We start from the raw sequence: 21,656 nt of genomic DNA on the forward strand, positions 1-21,656 counted from the left end.
GTTTATGAATAAGAAAATTACTTTTATTATGGCAACGCTCCTTTTGGGGAGCGCATCGTATGCGACTGTTGATATCACCAGTATCTGGCAGATATCCCATGTTCAAAACACGTTAGACAAGGCAAAAGACTTTTCAGGAGTTGACGGCTTAGGGGAAAACCTCAACAGAGGGCTGGCTTATGGGAAATTCGGAGACAAAGAGTATGTCTTTATAACGACAGGCAGCAATACCGACGGCAATGCTATCAATTATTATGATGCCGGAACAGGTGACTGGGCAGGCAGGCTGAATATGGACCCGGTTAATTCCTCCACATTAGGTTCCATCCATAAGATTGCCGATATTGAAATCGCAGAGGGGAAAATATATACCGTAAGTCTGTCGGTTATCGGAAACAGCCTTGATTTCTGTATGTGGGACGGACTCAATGCAACACCTGTTATTACTTCGCTTCCTGAAACGACCGACATACGTGTGGAAAAACTAAGTATTGCCGGGAATATCGCTGACGGGACTGCCAAACTCTGGATAGCCGGATCAACAGAAGGCCTGGGAAATCCCAATCCGGACAAACCGGTATATATCCGTCATTTCGCTTTGGGGAAAGACGGATCAATTTCTACTTCAGCAACCGACTTCGGACAAGTTCCCGACAATAACACACTTTACAACTGCACTGTCAACCCGGATGGCAGCATTTTAGTAAAAGGGAGCCACAAAGCATTGCATATGCTTACACCCGATGGCTCTTATGCCGGCAATACACAGAACATGACTCCGGAGTTAACCCTTTCCCAGACAATCCGATATATAGGAACAAATCCTCATAACGGACGGTATTATTACCTCTTAAACTCCTATAGCAATGCCTCAGGTATTTTTCCGGGCAATGGCATCGTGACTAAAATCTATTCCATGCTTCCGGGGAATTTACATTCATTCAATTGTGTTGCCCAATGCCCTACTTTAGGTGATCTGAGCGGGAACATGGGGGATATCGATTTCAAATGGAAAGAGAATGACTTGTATATTTATTGCTTATCTTCAAACAACGGTTTTGCCGCATTTAAAGTAACGGGATTATACGACGCACCAGCCAATCGCTCGAACGATCATTTTACTCTGTTATGGGAAAATTCAATAGAAGGGAACAATCTTCCCGGTTTCTATTCAGACCTTGAATCCGACCAGGATAAAACAACAGGAATGGCTTATGGAACAGTGGGCGGAGAGATGTGCATTTATATTGTCAAGAATCTTTATATCGACCCGGACCAGCCTAAAGATTGGGAAGACACCTGGGGACCAAGCGGAGAATACCGGAAAAATATATTCATATATGATGCCGAAAAAGGGCACATAAAAGGGGAACTTTCAATAAGCGGCATCTGGGGTAGGGAAATGCATGATGCTACTGTTACAGAAGATGGAATACTAATGACCACTTTTGTCGTAGAAGAGACAGAAACCATGAATGCTTTTTCATTCCCGGACAATACACATCAGGGAAGTCTCAATGACATTACTTTTTCCTATGATTCTGAATGTCCCGCATTTTTAGGAGGAAACATCTTTGCCTCAGGCAGTGTGAATCAAGGTACAGCCAAAATATATGCAACAACTGAATCAGAAACGGAAAACTATGTCTATACGTTTGGCATGGGTGCTCCCAATAAATGGGATGGCTTTTACACGGAGGAAGAATTTACAATCCCTTCATCCGGCAAAGGGCATCTGGCCGTGAAACCTGATAAATCGTTTTACTGGAACGCAAACGGAGGAAAGTTCCTGTATTGTGACGGGAAACAAATAAGTGAATCGCAATCCACATTGGAAGGTACAGCTATCCGGTATATTCTCACTCAGGATGGATTGGACTATCTGGCCGTTTTAAATGAAAACAAAGTAGATGTTTACACATTGGAGCCAGGTAAACCAGATACAAAAACATTATGGGCTTCTTCTCCCGTTTTAGGAAATAAACCAAGCATAGCCGGAGATATAGAGATCGGAATAGCTGCAGATAATTCTCCTATCCTATACGTCCTTTCAGCAAATAACGGTTTTGCTGCATGGAAATTAAACTCACTGAAAGCAACCGGCAATGACAGAATAGCTAAACAGCCGGAAACTTCTGTCTATTTCGATTTAGTTTCCAACAATCTTATTTTCTCTGAGACAGTCAGAAAAGTAGATCTATTTACGATGGATGGCAGGCTTATCCGATCTGCCTCTAATGTAAATACAATTCATACGAATAATAAAGGTACTGTTATAGTACGCTTTACAGACCAGTATGGGTTAAGCGGAACTCAAAAGATCATGTTAAGATAGTCTTTGGCAGCTATTTATTTAACGGGAAATAAATAGCTGCCTATGAGGATACCAGGGTGGTTCAGTTCTTCCGTCATGAGTACCACTCCTAATAAAAGTTTTCTAATATTTTTCCTTCATTCCTTCATCTCACATGGTATAATACTAATAAAAAGCTTATTACAAATGAAGGCAATGAAGATTAGCATCCAATATCTTACCATAATTCAAATTTCCCATCGCAAATATGGGTAAAGGGGATTTATCTGCCTATCTACAAGAGGGCAAGTAGTATGCCGCAAGCATGTATCCTACTAATATTTAAATCTTTAGTCGGAACTCTTTTCTTTATTTGCATCTGTCATACGCTTGTTTGACAGCTGTCAAATAAGCGTACGACAGATACTGAACAAGCGTTTGACAGCTGACAAACAAGAAAGAATACGGGACTTTGGGTATAGAAGTATATCTGTTACTTCTTAGATATCTACCAGTAAGTAGATAGGATATACCTTTTATACCACTATGCCACCAGGTACATTGGATGGATTTTGGGGGTAACTTATATCCGCACGTCGTTCGCTGCGTGACGATAAAATATGAAATTCATCATGTGGCAACCCTCATTGTCTTCATCGCCTTCATCTTCTATTAGCTGATTTACAAATATATAAATACAGACATGAAGGAATGAAGGAAAAAAACTAGAAAACTTTTGTTGGTGATAGCCATTGTTTCACTCCTTGTCAGATATAGGCCATAACATCACTTCGCTATGGTACATTGATGACACAGACCGGATAGATGAGCACTTATTAATTTCCTAAAATGTGATAGAAAACAGTGCCTCGACCTGGAACTTGCCATAATCGATCGGTTGTATCAACCGTACGCCGGTTGTCAGCGGGAAACTCATCCGGAAGACATTCCAGTCGAAAATCAGGTCGGTACCGAATGAACTTTGTGTTGTCCAGTCACGGCCTTTGGCAGCCTGGTTACGGTTCAGGTCGTAGAATAGGTTGGCCCGCAGGCGGCGGATATAAGCCAGTTGCCCGAGGCTGAGATCCGGTGAAAAGACTGAAAAAGCATAATCAGCCTTAAAGGCTATCTGCTGACGGGTCTGATACATGAAATTATATCCGCGAGGCTTATCTATTAAATGTTTGGGCAAATACAAGGTTTTATTGTCCACACTCTGGTATTGGTATCCCATACGCAACATCAATCCGTGATTACGCAGGATACCCGGCCAATAAGTCGTCAGGCGTCCGGCATACAGGCTTCCGTAGTTTTCCTTATTGAAAGGAGACTGGAGATACTGCAACCGCAACTGATATCCCCAGCGGGGCAGGATATCACGCTGGGCTTTCCGGCGGTAACTGTAAAACAATACTTCCGGCAGGATATACTGGAAATTGCTGTATGTACGGCTTTCATATTGCTGATACCTGTCGTTGGTAAAATAATAGGCAACCGCCAGTTGTATTCCCCGGATATAATGGTTGCGGGTAAGATTGAAAGGAAGGTAGACACGCGCCTCAGCCTCCAGCAAGGTGCGTCTTACGGTTGCCGCCTGTGCCACTTCCTTATCCTTGTCGTTGGTCACCCAGGTCACATCGAATGCTTTACCGCCATAATCGGCAGCGATATCGATGACCGGAAACCAACCTTTATAGGTAAATGATAATTTGCCATGATGTTCACCCTTACGATAATACCATCCTGCCTGCATGATAGCCGTGTTCAACGTGTTTTGCGAAAGGACCATAACACCCGGTTTCACGATCGTACTCAGATCGTCAGCCCCCGTATTCATCGCTTCCGCCACATCATAATAGAAGGGGGCCCAACTATGCAACTTAAACGTATGCGCTCCTTTGCGGTAAGGCCGCGGATTAAACTCGACAGGAGTCAGTTTGGCTGAATCCAGATTGAACTGCTCCTGTTCAACCAGCGAAGTAACCAGCGGAGAATGATAAGGATCACCCAAGTCCGCCTTTTCCGCTTCCAGGCTATCCACCGCCAAAGAACCGATACGATACCCGTCTGCCTGGTAATCCGAATAAAGCAGTTTGTCTTTACCGGGAGTAAAAGTCGGATCGAAAGCCCCGAAACGGGCAGATGTCAACCGGTAAGTGGCCGTATCCGACGGATTCAGATAATAGATATTATTGGTTCCGTTGGCTCCCGATTCAAAAAACAGTTTGCCGTTGCTCCAAAGCGGGGCGGTAATATTTACGGAAGTGGTTGCCAGCAATTCACTCCATGCACCGGTCTGCGTATCCAGTTGCAGCAGACTTATGCCGGTAGCGGTTACGGCTACGGCAGTAATCATTCCATTATCATCGTAAGTTAGCTCTTTGATGAAGGCATTATCCGGAACAGTAAAATAACGCTGTTCCTTTCCCGTTGCCAGGTCGACCAGCACCAACTGGTTTTCACCGCTTACCGTAAAACGGGAAACGGCTGCCGTCCGGTTGTCCTTGTCGATAGCCGGAGCCAGATAACGCCCGCGGGGAGTAAGTATCGTCACCTTTCCCGTTTCTAAATCATATTGTTTTATAACGGAATAATTTTCATGTGTCCAACGCAGGCCCGGAACAATCTCTGTCCAGTACACCTTGTTGCCGGCCAGGTTCAAACGGCTGTTGATCGTTCCGAGATAACACAATCGCTTTTCCTTTCCGTTCGTTACCGAAACCAGCGAATTGATATCCTGCAAACCTGATTTAACGGCAATAACCGTCGAGTCGTTCACAGCCTGCGGATAACGGTAAGAAGTATATTTTCCGGGTTTCGGCGAAAGATAATCAGGAATAACAGCGGCAGTGTCCATCTTCCTCCATTCGTCGCGCAAAAAGTCGAACGTCTCATTATACAGTCCGTCAATACTTATCCCGGCATTATGTTTAAAGGCATTGCTGAACATCGGAATCGCAAAGAAGCGGTTCACATACCGGGTGGTCGTCTTATCCCATATATCCGCCCCGAAACGGTGGCGGGCAAAAGAAGTCAGGTTATAACCCAATGCATAATAATCGCCCGTATAATCATTATAAGAACCTAGATACCATTTATCGAACGAGTAATTCTTTCCTTCTCCCAGCATCTGGGCACGGTAAGGCATACTGAATTCCGGCAACCGCCCTCTACCGCCGTTTGACATGGAAGTCTCGGTTCCCACTGCATCGCCTTCCAGGAACCAGCTCGGCATGAAAAAGGCAGCAACACCCGCCGCCTGCTCACCGATTATATAATATAAAGGTTTGAACCAGCCACGCATCACCTTGCTTATCTGGAGGACATGCCGCGACTCGTGCAGCACCAGATGTTTGTCCCAGCTCACCCCATCGAGTTTGGAGGAAGGCGTCGTGATCAGTTCCATACGGCGCGGCGCCCACGATACCAATCCGTTGGACGACATATTGGCCGGATGGAGAATCACCGGAAATTTCTTCTGCATCCCTGTCCCGATCGTCTTCTGCAAATGTGGATAAGCATTTTCCAGATAAAGGGCGTAGTTATAAGCCATCGAATCATTACCCTGCGGATACACCAGGTTATAATGGGGCAACTTGACAATGTTCCATTTGAACCGTGCCGGATCGGAGCCGTAATCCAGAAACTGAGCCTGCATATGAAGACTAACAAACAGAGAAATCGCCACTAAAAAGATATATCGTGATACGGGTATCTGCATACTTATAGAGTTATAAACCGCAAAACTATAAAATATAACCAATCCGCTTTACATTTTCTACGGCAAAGTAGAAGGAAGAATACGTTAATTATTCCGTACCATCCGCACAGCACCGTGCGCAAACGAACGTAATTCGTGCGGATACACACACAGACCCCAACACCATACAGCCGATAACAACATATCCACCAAGCAGTTATCTATTTGGCACATCTTTTGTATTTTTCAATGTACAATTACAATTGAAACCATGTTAAAACATTACTTACTGATTGCTATACGCAACCTATTAAAATACAAAACACAATCGATTGTCAGCATCATCGGCCTGGCAATGGGATTTACCTGTTTTGCCCTGGCAACATTATGGATACGATATGAAATGACTTACGACAACTTCCGTGAAGGAGCCGAACGTATCTTCCTTGTCAGGAACGAAGACAAAAACAGCAAAAACGGTTTATCGACAGTCACCCCCTCCCCGCTGGCGGCTTACCTGCAAGAGACATTTCCTGAGATAGAACAGGCCGGCAATACACGGGGTGGCGATTCTGAATTCAAATATGAGGGAATTACCCATCAATCCAGTATAATAGATATGGACTCCGCCCTGATGAAAACATTTCCGGTCCGGTTGATAAGCGGAAACACCAATTTCCTGTTACCTGATAATAAAGAAATAGCCATCACCGAAGAACTTGCCGAAAAACTATTCGGTAAAGAGAATCCGATCGGAAAAGAATTGATGATTTATAATGAGAAAAGACCGGTCTGTGCAGTCGTCCAATCATGGGGAACACATACCAATATCCCCTTCGATATAATAGAAGCCAATCATCAATATGCATATTGGGGCGCTTTCAACTGGTCTACTTATATCAAAGTTAGGGAAGGAACAGACATCAAGGCTTTCAGTAAAAAGCTATATGAACATACGATTAAACAGGATCATACGCTACTGGAACATTTTGTATTGACCCCGATCACCCGGCTGCGTTACGATCATCCGATAGAGGAAGCGACCGTTAAATTCAATCATATCCTGCTGTTTGCATTATCGGGCGGCCTGGTTATCCTCTGTTCGCTGTTCAACTATCTGACATTGTTCGTCAGCCGGATACGAATGCGCGGAAAAGAGATTGCCTTACGTAAAGTGTGCGGCTCCTCAGACCAGCATCTGATGGGTTTATTCTCCATAGAGTATTTACTGACCTTGCTGGCCGCCATTTTCATCGGCATGTTGCTGATCGAACTGGTATTACCGACTTTCCGGGAATTATCCGAAATCCATACGGCCACCAACGGAATCTACCTGGAAGCTATCTTTTATTCGCTTTTTGTGGCAGTACTGTCATTCTTTATCTCTTTATTCCCGATCCAATATTTCCGCCGCCAGTCGTTGAACGCTGCAATCAAGGGGACGGAGAAAGGGAACGGAAAGAATTATTTCCAGAAGTTCTTCCTGGTATTCCAGTTTATCATCAGTATCGGATTTATCTTCTGTACGGTCGTAATGATTAAACAGATACACTTCCTTTCACATTCCGACCGTGTCGTGGAACGGGCCGGAAGGGCATCTCTCGTATTCAGTACCAAATCGTCCGAAGCCAGTCTGCGGGAAGAACTGAAACAAATACCTATGATTACAACAATTCTTCCGGGCAATCATAATGCTTTCATTCCTTTCACAGGAAAACAATATATGACAACGAAGGAATGGGATGAAAAACCGGCATCAGCAAATGAAATACGCTTGGAACTTATTCCCAGTGGCGAACAAATATGCAATTACTATAACCTGAAACTTCTGAGTGGTAAAATGCTAAAGGACGACGATCAAAAGGACAAAGTGATGATCAACGAAGCAGCAGTCCGGGAGTTCGGATGGCGGGACCCGATCGGCAAATATTTCCAAAAGTTCGATTCAACCCGTTTACAGGTTATCGGTGTTATACGCGACTTCTGTAAAGAATCGCCTACTATACCGGTGAAACCGATTGTGTTCACCGTTCAGGAATACTATTATTCGATCAGTTCCAGCGGAGTGCTGCTTTTCAAATTTCATGAAGGACAATGGCCGGAATGCAAACGACGGATCGACGCATTGATCAAAGAAAAGCACCCGGAGTTTACCTTCTACAGATTAGACAGTGCCGAAGAAGAGTATAACAAATTCCTCCAATCGGAAAATGCCCTGATCAAGTTGCTCGACTTCGTTACGGTAGTCTGCATCCTCATCTCTGTGTTCGGTATTTTCTCCCTGGTAACCCTCAACTGCGAACAACGCCGGAGAGAAATAGCCGTCCGCAAAGTAAATGGTGCTACTGCCCGAATGATTATACGCATGTTCTTTAAGGAATACATGTTGCTGCTTTGCTTGGCAGCATGCATCGCCTTGCCTGTCGGTTACCTCATCATGAAGCCCTGGCTGGAGAATTATGTGATACAAACAGAGATAAGCGCCTGGATTTATCCGGTTCTTTTGATCTGTCTCATATTTATTATTACCTTGTGCATAAGTTGGCGCATATGGAAAGCCGCAGGCAGGAATCCGGCAGAAGTCATTAAATCCGAATAGGAATATATTAATATAAGAACAAACAAAATGTTAAAGCACTACCTAACAATAGCAATTCGTAATCTGCTAAAGAACAAGCATCAATCACTAATCAGTATCGTCGGATTAGCTGTTGGCGTTACCTGTTTTGCATTTTGTTCCTATGCTTTGAGGGTTTCCCTGAACTGGGACAAAAACATCAAGGATATAGAAAGAATCTGTATCCTTTATTCACAATCAGAAACAGGCCCCAAAGAATGTTATGAAAATTATGCGGCTGATGCTTTAGCCAAAGATTTCCCAGAAATAGAATCGACCGTTTCCTATAGTCAAATGGGAGGCTACACAGATAAATTATGTGAAGTAAAAACAACAGATAGCATTGTCAACTATTTTCAGGAAACCTTCTTATTCGCAAACGATAATTTTCTGGATTTCTTCCATATTCATGTAATAAACGGAGATATAAGGAAGTTCAGTCAGACACCTAATGCTATTTTATTAACCGAGAAGACTGCTTATAAACTATTCGGTACCATTGATGTTGTAGGAAAATCTTTTACCGACATCAATGATTTCGACGATAAGAAAGAAACTTTTACAGTTCAGGGAGTAATAGAAAATTTCCCCAAGCAAAGTTCTTTGGAAAGATTTAGCGGCATTGAGTTAAATACGACCAACGATGATATATGCAATCCAAACTCCCCTATGAATTATCAAGGCTTTTGTACTTATGTCAAACTAAAAGAAGGAATAAACCTCAAACAACTAAATGAAAAGCTCAAAAACTATACACTCAAGTTCCCAAGATGGAAAAATGAGACAGCAGAACTTGCTATTCAACTACAACCGTTGGCAAAACGGGCAGAGCTTTATCCTAAAAGTGAATTCCAGCATATAAATACATTCTTCTTTATTATCGGTCTGCTTGTCCTGTTGACCGCTTTATTCAATTATGTCATCTTTATCATCGGCCGTATTGCCAACCGGATCAAAGAATGTGGTATCCGGCAAGTAAACGGAGCCTCCGGAACGTCTTTGTTTAAACTCCTGTTCACGGAAGCAGCGATGGCTTTTATTACAGCTTGCCAGTTGAGCTTCATACTCGCAGAGTTAGTGATGCCTTACGTTAACAGTTTCAATCTATATTTTACATTAGATCCGACGTATATCTTCCTGCTCTTAATTCAATATAGTCTGATAGGATTAGTGGGAATAGCCATTCTTTGTCTGCTTGTGATCTATAAAATCAGAAAAATATCAGTCAGACAAAGCTTGTTCAGTAACCAAACAATACGGCAGAACAGTCTCTTGCGTAATGCATTCATCTCCGTACAATTAATTATCTGTTTTCTATTTCTGGGAACAACCTGGTTCGTAAAAGAACAAAGTAATCTTATGGAATATCAATTAACCTTCGGACTGACTGAAGCAGACAAAGCTTCTATTATCGAAGTTTCTCTGAACGGAGACAAGCTATATCCCGTTCGACCGGAAGTTATAAGAAAACTAGAACAGAACCCACAGGTTGAAACAATCTGCCGTAGCGGAATGGGACTTTCCGGTGCCTGGCATCTGGGAGAAGGCCGTTTCACTTGGGAAGGAATCAGCGAACGAGAAGCCAAAGAGACGCTTACCCATATTTATACAGATGCCAACTACTTTGATTTAATCAATCAAAAAACAAAGGATGGACGTCTATATACAATAACAGAAACAGACAAGGCTGTTGTGAATGAATCTTTTGCAAAATCGCTGGGCAGAAACCCGATCGGTATGCAAATAGGCATTGATTACTGGAGAAATGGAATGACAAACTATCAGGTTGTTGGGATTGTGCCCGATATTATCAACAACCAGTTTGAGATGAATACTCGTCCGGTTTTACCTTGTATTTATTTACCTTTCCCTGAAAACAATATCAATATGACCTGTATCGTAAAAGTAAAACCGGAATACCAGAAAGAGTTTTCTAAGATGATAAAGACAACGTTATCCCACTATGTAAATCCAGCCACTCCCATTTACATCCACAGCATGAAAGAAGATGTTACAAGGCGGTTGGATGAAGAACAGAAAATCTTCCGGATGACCTCTATCTTCTCCGTTATTTGCATACTTATCAGTTTGCTGGGTATTTATGCATCCGTAACTTTATCGACAGAGCGGAGAAAAAAAGAGGTGGCCATACGCAAAATAAACGGAGCTACCTCCGGAACCATTCTATCCATATTCTGCAAAAGTAATCTGATACAGCTGGCACTTTCGGCTGCTATTGCTTTTCCGATATTAGTATTGCTGTTGAACAGATGGTTACAAAATTACATGAATCATATTTCCATAAGTATATGGCCGTTCATCATCTTATTTTTAGTCATGGCGATCATAGTTGCTTTCACTATTATATGGCAACTTTGGAAAATATCCCGGATCAATCCGGCAGAAGTCATTAAATCCGAATAAACAAAACAATTAATATCATGAACCTATTAAGACACTATATCAAACTCGCATTCCGTAATCTGAGAAAGTACAAATCACAATCCATTATCAGTATTATCGGACTGGCTATCGGCTTTACTTGTTTTGCACTGTCTACCTTGTGGATACGATACGAACAGACTTACGACACTTTCCATAAGGGGGCCGACCGGATTTATCTGGTACGCGTTGAATCATATATGTCCAGCAGCGGCATATCGGAAATTACGCCTTATCCGTTAGCCGGTTTCCTGAAAGCGACATTTCCAGAAGTGGAAGATGCCTGCAATATGCAAGCCTGGGGGATGGCATTCAAATATAAAGGAAAAGAATATACTTCATTTAAGATCGGAGTCGATTCTGCGACAGTAAACATGTTCGATTTTCAGCTAATCAGCGGTAGTCGGGATTTTATGCTTCAGAATAATAATAAACTGGCTATCACCGACCGGTTTGCCAAACAATTGTTCGGCGCAGAAGATCCTATCGGAAAAGAAATCGATATCTATGGAGATAAGGTCATCTGTGCAGTCGTTAAGCCCTGGGATACGCATAGTAATCTGCCGTTCGATTTTCTTGAATCAAACAGTTTCGGAAAAGAATGGAATGCCTCTGCCTGGCAAACATTTATCAGACTGCGGGAAGGTACCGATATTCAGGCATTCAGAAAAAAGCTCGATGAATATAAGACGAAGCCCGACCCAACATTTTCTGTCGATAAGATCGTACTGACACCTATTACCTCCATGCGCTATGACCGTCCCAATCGGGTGGTAACAGTCAAATACGAACATATCCTCCTGTTTGCCTCGGCAGGCGGATTGGTCATATTATGTGCCTTATTCAATTATCTGACTCTATTTATTACACGGATCCGGATGCGTAGCCGCGAAATTGCCTTACGGAAAGTTTGCGGATCGTCAGATAAAAACCAGATGGTTTTATTTGGAGTCGAATATTCGATCACCTTATTGCTCGCTTTATTCACCGGCTTAATCCTGATAGAACTAGCATTGCCGACATTCAGGGAGTTATCAGAAATAAAACTGGATAATATGGATATCTACCTGGCTGCCATTAAATATGCCGCAATCGTAGCCTCCCTTTCTTTCTTATTATCCTTATACCCGATCTATTATTTCAGGCAAAAGACACTGAATGCCATGCTAAAAGGTTCAACCGGAAGCAAAAGCAAAAACATATTCCAGAAAGTCAGCATGGTAGCACAATTCGTGATCAGTATCTGCTTTATCTTCTGCTCGGTAATCCTGATGAAACAAATCCACCATCTGAACCAGGCTGACTTTGGATTCGAACGGACAAACCGGGCCTGTATTAATACATATCCGTCCATCGACGGATTAAGAGAAGAAATGGCGAAAGTCCCATTTATAACCGAAATATTTCCCGATAGCATTTCAGCCATCTTCCCCCGCTATGCCCGTTCTTATAGTACAATAGACAGATGGGATGGACGCCAGGATTCCACTGCTTCCGTCAGCTTAGAGATGTTCGACTGTAACCAGGCATACTTCAAATTTTATGAATTCCAACTTCTTGAAGGAGAGATCCCTGCCGATGGGAACAGCGATCATATATTAATCAACCAAGCCGGAATCAAAGAGTTGAATATGGATCACCCGGTCGGGAAAACAATCGGAGGCGACAATCCCTGGATAATCTCCGGTGTCATTAAAGATTTCTATATTGCACCTCCGACAGTACCATGCAAGCCTGGCTTTATGGTATTCAAGAAAAAAACCGAATTTAACGACAGTTCCATCCTGTTCAAATATCAGGAAGGGACCTGGACTAACTGCAAACAACGGCTGGACGCATTAGTGAGAAAGCTAAATCCGGACGTCAGAAATTGCCGGATCAATAATATGGAAGAAGAATACGGGAAATTCCTGAAATCGGAAAACGCTTTGCTGATGATGCTGGATTTCGTGACGCTGGTCTGTGTATTGATCTCCCTGTTCGGAGTCTTCTCACTCGTCACCCTCGACTGTGAGAAACGCCGCAAAGAGATTGCCATCCGGAAAGTGAACGGTGCAGTAACACCTCATATCATGCAGTCTTTCCTATTGAAATATATGCTTTTGTTACTGGTCGCCTCTGCCATTGCTTTCCCGACCGGTTACCTCATCATGAAACCGTGGGTGGAAAGTTATGTACTTCAGACCCGGATAGACTTCTGGATTTATCCGGCAATAGGACTGGTATTAGCAGCACTCATCACTTTATGTACAGGTTGGAGAATATGGAGAGCAGCCAATCAGAACCCGGCAGAAGTTATTAAATCGGAATAAAACAGGTATGTTAAAACATTATCTCAAAATAGCAATACGCAATTTGCTGAAATACCGGTCACAATCGTTTATCAGCATCTTCGGCCTGGCAATCGGGTTCACCTGCTTTGCCCTGGGAAGTCTATGGATCCATTATGAAATGACTTATGACTCATTTCACAAAGATGCCGACCGGATTTATCTGGTGCGGCAAAAAAGTATTCTTGACGAATCCGGAATGAGCAATACTCCTAGACCTTTAGCTGCATATTTAAAACAAACATGCCCTGAAATAGAGATTGCCTGCGCTACGACTTCATGGACAAACGACATTGCATTAAACGGTACACCTTATGAAACAAGGATACTAAAAGCAGATTCTACTGTTATGCATTTCTTCGATATAAAGATCATATCAGGCAATACTAATTTTCTCATTCCTTATAATGAAGAACTGGCTATCACAGAAGCATTAGCTAAGAAACTTTTTGGTAATGAAAATCCTATAGGGAAAGAAATAGAGTTCGGTGCCGATAAAGAAAAAAGGAAGATTTGTGCTATTGTAAAGGGTTGGTCAGAACACAGTAATATTCCATTCGGACTCGTTTGTAGTGATAGCGATAAAAAGCAATGGACCTACTTCTCACATGAGACATACATCAAATTATATCCCAAAACCGACTTTAATAAGTTTTCGGAAAAAATGGACAAAATGGAGATAAAACAAGATGATATAAAATTAGCACCACTGGTAGTAACACCTCTGACGTCTTTACGCTATGATCATCCGCAAACTAAAACAGAAATAAAATTCAATCACATCCTCTTGTTTTCATTAGCCGGTGGACTGGTTATTCTTTGCACCTTATTCAATTTCCTGACATTGTTTGTTTCCCGAATACACATGAGAAACAGGGAACTCGCTTTACGACAAATATGCGGAGCCTCTTTTAAAGGATTACTGGCACTCTTATCTACCGAATTTTTCACATTGTTCTTTATTGCACTTCTGGTTGGAATGGTACTAATCGAACTTGTGTATCCATCTTTCAAGGAACTCTCGGAGATTCATTCCAATAAAACACTCGTATTTACAGAAGCATTAGTTTATATTGGAGTTATCATACTCTGTTCCTATACATTAATATTAATTGTTCTTAGCTATTTCCACCATAAAACATTACAATCTTCCATCAAAAGGGCTACCAAAGGACAGGGGAATAATATGTTTCGCAAAGTGTGTATTATCTTCCAACTGATCATTAGCATCGGAATCATTTTCTGCTCCATCATCATGGTTAAACAACTCCACTATTTAAGAAATACAGATATTGGTATCGAAAGAAAAAATATCGCTTCCATCTCCATTTATCCTTATTCAGAAAAATATAAACAGACACTGACTCAAATGCCCGAAGTAACGGATATACTGACAGAACATGGCAGCCTATTACCTTACCGAAGCCGGATTTCTTATCATATTGAAGATTGGAGCGATAAAAAGGAAAATGATCAGCCAATCAGTCTGGAAGTCGTTTGCGGCACGAAATCGCTTGCCCAATTTTATAACCTCACCTTACTTAAAGGCGAGATGATCCACGATTCCGATCTGTCCGGTCAAGTACTGATCAATGAAGCAGCAGCTAAAGCATTCGGATGGAACGATCCCATAGGCAAAAGTATTATTCAACCTAAAGACGTATATCAAGTAAAAGGACTGATCAAAGATACTTATAATGCATCTCCTACGACACCAGTCAATCCGACATTATATTTGTCTCCGGAGAAATACAAACAACTATTTTATAATTCTCCCCAAGATATTATTTTCAAATACAAAGAAGGAAGTTGGACAACAATAAAAAAGCATTTGGAAAGCGTTAAGAAAGAGATGAAAGGAACATATACATATATCTACAATGCGACAGAAGAGTACGACAAGTACCTTAAATCGGAAGATGCGCTATTAAAGATGCTTCATTTCACCTCTGCTGTTTGCATTATTATCTCAATATTCGGTGTCTTTTCCCTCGTTACCTTGACTTGCGAACAGCGTAAAAAAGAAATAGCCATACGGAAAGTCAACGGAGCGACAACCAAAAGCATTCTGAAAAAATTCTTCAATGAATATCTTTTCCTTGTCGCAATAAGTACAGCCATAGCATTCCCTGTCAGCTATCTCGCAATGAGATACTGGCTGGAGAGTTACGTAAAACAAACAGTAATAAATATATGGATCTACCCTCTATTATTTATTGTAACCGAACTTATTATCATAGCTAGCGTCGGCTGGAAGATCTGGAAAGCAGCCAATCAAAATCCGGCGGTAGTCGTTAAATCAGAATAAATAAAAATGAAAATCATCCTGTTAGCTATACGAACCCTCCTCCGATTCCGGCTTTATACGGTAATCAACATACTGGGTCTGGCACTCAGCCTGGCCTGTTGTATATTGATATTCCGGTATGTCTACGGAGAAATGACTACCGATCATTTTATTCCGGAAGTAGACAGGGTTTGCTATACAGTGATGGAGGATGAAGTAACCCACCAGAAAAGACTCTACGGTCTGTTACCTGAATATGGATATACCCCAAGCCCATTGGAAGACCCGGCTGTAGAAATTGTATCTACGCTATTCCCGAGTGACAAAGATCAGATTACAGTCGATAACAAACTGTACAATGTTGCCTCTTTAGCCGCAGACACGAATTATCTGAAAATAGTACCGATCCCCATACTAAAAACGTCCCGGAATAAATTATTAGAGAATCCGCAAGACGCAATAATCTCGGAAGACCTATCCCGATTAGTATTCGGGAAGGAAGATCCGATCGGTCAACAAATCACTACCTCGATGGGAAAGATTGTAACTGTCGTTGCCGTCATGGGTAAACCGAATACCCGATTTTCCATGCCTTTCGACCTACTGATATCGAATGAATCGGCCAACTACAGAAAATATTCAATGCCCCATTCCCTTGTCAAATTACATAAAGGCCATTCTGCAGCCTCCGTCAACAAGGAATACGAAGCATTCCGTAAAATGTCCAATTTCACCAACCGCCTGCGCATCTGCTTTTACCCTTTACAGAAGCTATATTTCGATCAACAGGTAGTCACATACCTGGATAAACGATTGGTAGGGAATTATACACACGTACTTATCCTAATAGCAATTGCCGTATTGATCATGCTGGTAGGATTATTCAATTTTATCAATGTCTACACTGTGTTGATCCAGAAACGGGCACGTGAATTCGGTATGAAAAAAGTATTCGGAGCAAATACCCGGCAAATGGCCGTTCAATTGTATACTGAAAACTTATGTATGACTCTCGTAGCTTTATTTCTGGCATGGGTATTCATAGAAACAGGGACGTTGCTGGTCAATACTTTTCTAATGATCCGAATTCCTTCGCATTTTTTATTTGACGCCAGCCTTTCTGTAGGGATTCTATTCCTGTTGCCTTTTATCACGGCCATATACCCCTTCTTCCAATATAATTATTCTTCTCCGGTAACTTCTTTAAAAAAGATCGGGAGAGGCGGAGAATCTACTATATCCAGAAAAGTATTCCTTTGTTTACAATATATTATCACACTAGCTTTAACCATCGTATCTATCTATTCTATCCATCAGTTAAACTTTATGCTGAATACCGATCTTGGATATGAAACAGATAATATTATCAAAATCTCACCAATAGAAGGGCCACGGGGAAGCGATATGAGCATGTGGAATAAATACAATCTGATTGTTCGACAACTGGACAGAAACCTGAAAAATACTCCCTCGCTCATCAAGCTGCACAGCTATTCTCCCGGCCCGATCAGTCGTTTAGGGCAAAATTGCTGGGCACATATTCCGGGAAAAGAATGGACAAGTATAGGAACCCAAGTAAGCAATCAAAATTCCTTCCGTATTCTGGGGATAAAGGCGATTGAAGGACGGCTATGGAATGACTCCATCGATAATGATATGGATCTTTCGATTGTTATCAATGAATCGGCAAAAAGAGAACTGGGTATTACAGATATCGATGAAACACCAGTCATTCTGGACCGCCTGCTTGTTTACAGTCCGCAAACGAAAGAGCAACCGGCTCCCAGGTATCAAGTTATCGGAGTTATTAAAGATATGTGTACACAACATTTGTCTAAAGGCTATGAACCGATGATTTTCTTTTATTATAAAGAAGGCTTTTCATCCGGTCTATTAGTCTGTATCGTTCCGGATAAAAAACAGGAAGCAATCGACTTTCTTCGAAAAATATACAACGAGTCATGTGGAAATGAACTCCCTTATACATTTTTGAAAGATGAAGTGTTGTCTATTTACAAGGAGGATAAGCAATTGGTCAGTGTCGCCTCCCTTTTCGCGATTATAGCCATATTGATTTCTGCTATGGGCTTGTTTAGTTTATCCCTATTCGATATACAACAACGGTTTCATGAGATATCGATTCGGAAAATAAACGGAGCAACGACCAAAGCCATATGGCAAATGTTATTTATCAAATACAGTCAATTATATGGAATAGCCTGTCTGGTCGGTTTGCCTTTATCTTGGCTGGCCATCACTTTATATATGGTCGATTTTGCCTACAAAGCCCATATTGCCTGGTGGATTTTTGCCATCGCGATCCTTTTGACCGGAGGTATTTCATTTCTCACTCTGATCTGGCAAATACGAAAGGCCGCTCGTACAAACCCGGTAGAAATCATACGTTCCGAATAATAAATACATGACAAATATGAAACAGTTACTATGTCTACTCACCAGTCTCTCCGTATTCTTTGCCTGTTCCACCCCTAACAGCAAAGACAGTGTAAAAACGTATAAAGCGACTACGGATATTACAAGCAAACTATCCGGCGAAGTTATTTTCGCCGGACAAGGGATACATAACTATTACGATGTAGCGATTACCAACGATTACTACGCGTTTATGGACTATTATAGCGACACGCTTCTGCAAATAAGAAGTAAAAAAGATTTATCGCTTCACGGAATAGGAGAAAGAGAAAAAGATACTTTTATAATCGCCTATCCGTCTTTTACTAAATATGATTATATCAACAAGAATAATAAAAACAAGGTATCTGTCTGGGACAACGATTCACGTAAATTGAAACGTATGGATCTGGATCAAACATCTCCGGCTCTTTCTGCTGAATTGGAGTCTATGTCCGATTATGGCTTGGAAGACGCTTGCACGAACTGTTGTATCACTTCCAAGGAATTATATGCCGTTCAGTTCAATCCCCGCAAACCACAGGTATTCTTTTCGTCCAATAAAACAAACGGACAATATGCTGTTCCGGGTTATCCTCAGATCACGGTTCCGATACCGGCAACAGTCCTTCAAAAGGGGTATGCCAGCGACCTGACGCTCAACGAGGAAAAAGGAGTGATCGTTGCCGCCCTGCGATTTATCGACTGTGTCAACTTCTACGATATGAATTGTGATATGACTGCATCGGTTTCTTTTGCTGATTATTATACCATACCGGTTCCCGACATTTCCAATAAATACTTGGATGCAGAGCAGAGCAAGAAATGTTTCATCGACATTTGCAGTTCAGAACAATATGTATTCTGTCTGTTCGACGGATCGACAAACTTTACCGGTAATTCGGTTATTTACGTATTCGACTGGGACGGCAAACAACAAGCCGTATTACAAGCAGACCGCAATTTACGGAAAATAGCCACAGAGAAATCCGGCGAGTATTTATTAGCTTTGTCTCCCAACGGGCAAGGAGGCAGAGATGTTATTAAATACAGCTTAAAGAACAAAATCTGACTCTGCATCCGGTCGAAGTCATAAAAAGCGAATAACGAAATAAATAACTGATAAACATTCACCAAGCATGTTGCAACACTATCTTATCATAGCCATACGTAATTTCTTCAAATACAAATTGCAGACCGTCATCAGCATTGCCGGTCTGGCTATCGGATTGGTATGTTTTGCATACGGCATCAACTGGCTGAAATATGAAACCTCATACGATGGCTTCTATCCGCAATCCAAACAGATATACATGCTTTACGGGGTAGACAAACAGACCGGCAAGAAAACGGAAGAACTACCCCTGATATTGGCAAGAAGATTAAAACAGGATTTCCCGGAAGTAATAGAAACGACACAAATATACGGGAATTTTGCATCTGATTTTTCCTACAACGAGAAACGTATATCGAATCCCGATGAAGTATTTATCGACGAAAATTTCTTCTCTTTCTTCCCCCGAAAAGTAATTTGTGGGAGAAAAGACAATATCTTACAATCATTAAGCGATATCGCAATAACCCGTTCTTTTGCCGTTAAACTGTTTGGCACTCCCGAAAAAGCACTGGATAAAATAATAAGCAGTGCTTACGAAAAAAAATATCAGGATTGTTTCCGTGTTGGAAGATACACCTGATAATTCCCAGTTTAAAGGAGATGCCTTCGAACTGGATCGACACGCACGAAAAGCAGAACAAGAGATACCGGAGGCAAACCAGTGGATGTATCTGAATGCTAAAATATATCTGTTGCTGGATAAACACACACATATCGACGCATTCGAAAAAAAGATAACAGACTACACCTCTATCCACAAATACAATGAGACCATCTTTTTGAAGCTGATACCCGTCACAGCCGTCCGGCATACATTCGGCAGCGAATTGTCCTTTAATCTTACTTATATCCAAACTTTTGCTATAACCGGATTATTATTGCTTCTATGCGTCTTTTTCAACTTTATCAATCTGCAAATCAACCGGACCTATATACGAATCAAAGAAATGAAACTGCGCAACGCTATCGGAGCCTGTAAAAAAGAAATGATCAGCCAGCTATTACTGGAATATTCATTGATGATATTTATAGCTACTTTATTTGCTTGGAGTTTAATGGAAATTACATTTCCCCTGTTCAAGCATATTTTCCATACGACAATTGATAGTAAAGAGTTGTATGTCGACATGATCAAAATCTCATTATTCAGCTGGATAATCACTCTTTCGATCTCGCTTCCTATATCATTCCGGTTTATCCGAACCTCTCAACTACTGGTATCCGGTGGTGTTGCACCTCACCGGAAAAGCGGATTCCGCAAAATAGCAATGACAATCCAACTGGGTATCTGCGTATTTTTCCTGATGTGCGCTTTCATCCTGCTCAAACAAACCTCTCTGATGAAAAACAAAAATCTAGGATTCGAAAAAGAAGGCTTGATACAGATTACCATGCTGAATGATGACAGAGAAGGTACCGCACGTGAGATCGCATCCCTTCCCATCGTAAAAGAACTGGTGGTTGCATCATTTTTCTCTATCATGCACGAACCTTATTCATTAACAGAAGTAGAGTGGGAAGAAAAAAGCCCGGATACTAAAGTGAATTTTCATATGCTGGAAGTCAGTAAAAACTTCCGGTCCGTATTCCAGATACCTTTATTAAAAGGACGGGAGCTTGAAGACACAGATCTGGCCAAAGGAAAAAGAAGACGGTTGGTAGGTTCCAAAGCACTTATTAACGAAGAGGCTGCACGCATCATGGGATATCATGATCCGATCGGGAAAAAGATCAGCTTTTGGAACAACGAACAACAGGACGTAGAAATAGTCGGCTTAGTAAAGAATTTCCAGTCCACCAGCCTGAGAAATCCGATTCTCCCTGTTGTCATTATATTAAATCCTTCCCAGTGGCGTAGTTACTTTTACTATGTCAAAGTAAATCCGGGGGATGAACAAACCGCCATCAAAGCGATCCGGAACGTTTACAAAAAACATACTTTCCCGTATGACCAGCAACCGGAAATAACGACGGTCAACGATGTATTAAAAGAGTTAAGCCGGTCGGAAAATGCCAGCCTGCAACTTTTCTCACTGCTGGCGATACTTTGCACACTCATCTCGGTCTTCGGACTATACTCCGTATCCTCCAGCAATATCACCCAACGGCGGAAAGAAGTAGCTATCCGGAAAGTGACGGGGGCATCCTCCCGAACGATTATCGGCATGTTTATTCGCGAATATGTATCTATTGTAATAGTAGCCAATTTGATCGCTTTGCCTTTAGCCTGGTTATTCATGCGCGGATGGCTGGAACAATATCCATACCGGATCAATATCAGTGCCTGGATGTATTTAACCATCCTATTGTTCACAAGCATACTGATCATTTGCACCGTACTTTACCAAACCTTAAAAGCAGCAAAAGCGAATCCGGCAGTATCGATAAAATCTGAATAAAAAGTGCATATACGAACAATTACTGTGCGTATACGCACTTACCCAAAGAAAAACAACGA

At 41.8% G+C, this 21,656-nt stretch carries 10 protein-coding genes; 9 read left to right on the forward strand and 1 reads right to left on the reverse strand.

The annotated features are described in order from the left end of the window. Nucleotides 1-4: 4 nt before the first annotated feature. On the forward strand, nucleotides 5-2,335 hold the full coding sequence (locus tag NBH15_RS04240; protein ID WP_250822070.1) for a hypothetical protein: 2,331 nt from the start codon (nucleotides 5-7) through the stop codon (nucleotides 2,333-2,335). An 802-nt stretch (nucleotides 2,336-3,137) separates the two neighbouring features. Here the strand turns inward: NBH15_RS04240 and NBH15_RS04245 are convergent. Continuing rightward, nucleotides 3,138-6,014: a TolB family protein gene (locus NBH15_RS04245; RefSeq protein WP_250822071.1), complete on the reverse strand. Its 2,877-nt coding sequence runs from the start codon at nucleotides 6,012-6,014 to the stop codon at nucleotides 3,138-3,140. Nucleotides 6,015-6,264: 250 nt separating this feature from the next. Here NBH15_RS04245 and NBH15_RS04250 point away from each other — a divergent pair, with 250 nt between their 5' ends. The 8 genes from NBH15_RS04250 to NBH15_RS29325 all read left to right on the forward strand — a co-directional run bounded on the left by NBH15_RS04250 (nucleotide 6,265) and on the right by NBH15_RS29325 (nucleotide 21,597). Further along, nucleotides 6,265-8,592, forward strand: coding sequence for an ABC transporter permease (locus NBH15_RS04250; RefSeq protein WP_250822072.1), 2,328 nt, complete (start codon nucleotides 6,265-6,267; stop codon nucleotides 8,590-8,592). A gap of 27 nt (nucleotides 8,593-8,619) precedes the next feature. Further along, nucleotides 8,620-11,034 carry an ABC transporter permease gene (locus NBH15_RS04255; protein WP_128133278.1) on the forward strand — a complete coding sequence of 805 codons (2,415 nt, stop codon included), beginning with the start codon at nucleotides 8,620-8,622 and terminating at the stop codon, nucleotides 11,032-11,034. A 17-nt stretch (nucleotides 11,035-11,051) separates the two neighbouring features. Further along, entirely contained in the window at nucleotides 11,052-13,364 is a 2,313-nt protein-coding gene (locus NBH15_RS04260; RefSeq protein ID WP_250822073.1) for an ABC transporter permease, read from the forward strand. 7 nt (nucleotides 13,365-13,371) lie between these two features. Continuing rightward, nucleotides 13,372-15,690, forward strand: a complete 2,319-nt coding sequence (locus NBH15_RS04265; RefSeq protein ID WP_244050294.1) for an ABC transporter permease — start codon at nucleotides 13,372-13,374, stop codon at nucleotides 15,688-15,690. 6 nt (nucleotides 15,691-15,696) lie between these two features. Then, entirely contained in the window at nucleotides 15,697-18,084 is a 2,388-nt protein-coding gene (locus tag NBH15_RS04270) for an ABC transporter permease (RefSeq protein ID WP_128133280.1), read from the forward strand. Nucleotides 18,085-18,100: 16 nt separating this feature from the next. Beyond that, complete coding sequence (locus NBH15_RS04275; RefSeq protein ID WP_128133281.1) at nucleotides 18,101-19,153, forward strand: BF3164 family lipoprotein; 1,053 nt, start codon at nucleotides 18,101-18,103, stop codon at nucleotides 19,151-19,153. Nucleotides 19,154-19,220: 67 nt separating this feature from the next. Beyond that, on the forward strand, nucleotides 19,221-19,778 hold the full coding sequence (locus NBH15_RS04280; protein WP_233566828.1) for an ABC transporter permease: 558 nt from the start codon (nucleotides 19,221-19,223) through the stop codon (nucleotides 19,776-19,778). Further along, the gene (locus NBH15_RS29325; protein WP_250822074.1) at nucleotides 19,726-21,597 is read left to right on the forward strand and encodes an ABC transporter permease; all 1,872 of its coding nucleotides are present in this window, start codon (nucleotides 19,726-19,728) and stop codon (nucleotides 21,595-21,597) included. Before NBH15_RS04280 ends, NBH15_RS29325 begins: the two co-directional genes overlap by 53 nt. The last annotated feature ends 59 nt before the right edge of the window (nucleotides 21,598-21,656 follow it).

The sequence above is a fragment of the Parabacteroides caeci genome, from assembly GCF_023656795.1.
In the GTDB taxonomy this organism is placed as follows: Bacteria; Bacteroidota; Bacteroidia; order Bacteroidales; family Tannerellaceae; genus Parabacteroides; species Parabacteroides segnis.

Coding starts and splice junctions, on each gene's coding strand:
- NBH15_RS04240 (WP_250822070.1), top strand. CDS start 5: ATGAATAAGAAAATTACTTTTATTATGGCAACGCTCCTTTTGGGGAGC.
- NBH15_RS04245 (WP_250822071.1), bottom strand. CDS start 6,014: ATGCAGATACCCGTATCACGATATATCTTTTTAGTGGCGATTTCTCTG.
- NBH15_RS04250 (WP_250822072.1), top strand. CDS start 6,265: ATGTTAAAACATTACTTACTGATTGCTATACGCAACCTATTAAAATAC.
- NBH15_RS04255 (WP_128133278.1), top strand. CDS start 8,620: ATGTTAAAGCACTACCTAACAATAGCAATTCGTAATCTGCTAAAGAAC.
- NBH15_RS04260 (WP_250822073.1), top strand. CDS start 11,052: ATGAACCTATTAAGACACTATATCAAACTCGCATTCCGTAATCTGAGA.
- NBH15_RS04265 (WP_244050294.1), top strand. CDS start 13,372: ATGTTAAAACATTATCTCAAAATAGCAATACGCAATTTGCTGAAATAC.
- NBH15_RS04270 (WP_128133280.1), top strand. CDS start 15,697: ATGAAAATCATCCTGTTAGCTATACGAACCCTCCTCCGATTCCGGCTT.
- NBH15_RS04275 (WP_128133281.1), top strand. CDS start 18,101: ATGAAACAGTTACTATGTCTACTCACCAGTCTCTCCGTATTCTTTGCC.
- NBH15_RS04280 (WP_233566828.1), top strand. CDS start 19,221: ATGTTGCAACACTATCTTATCATAGCCATACGTAATTTCTTCAAATAC.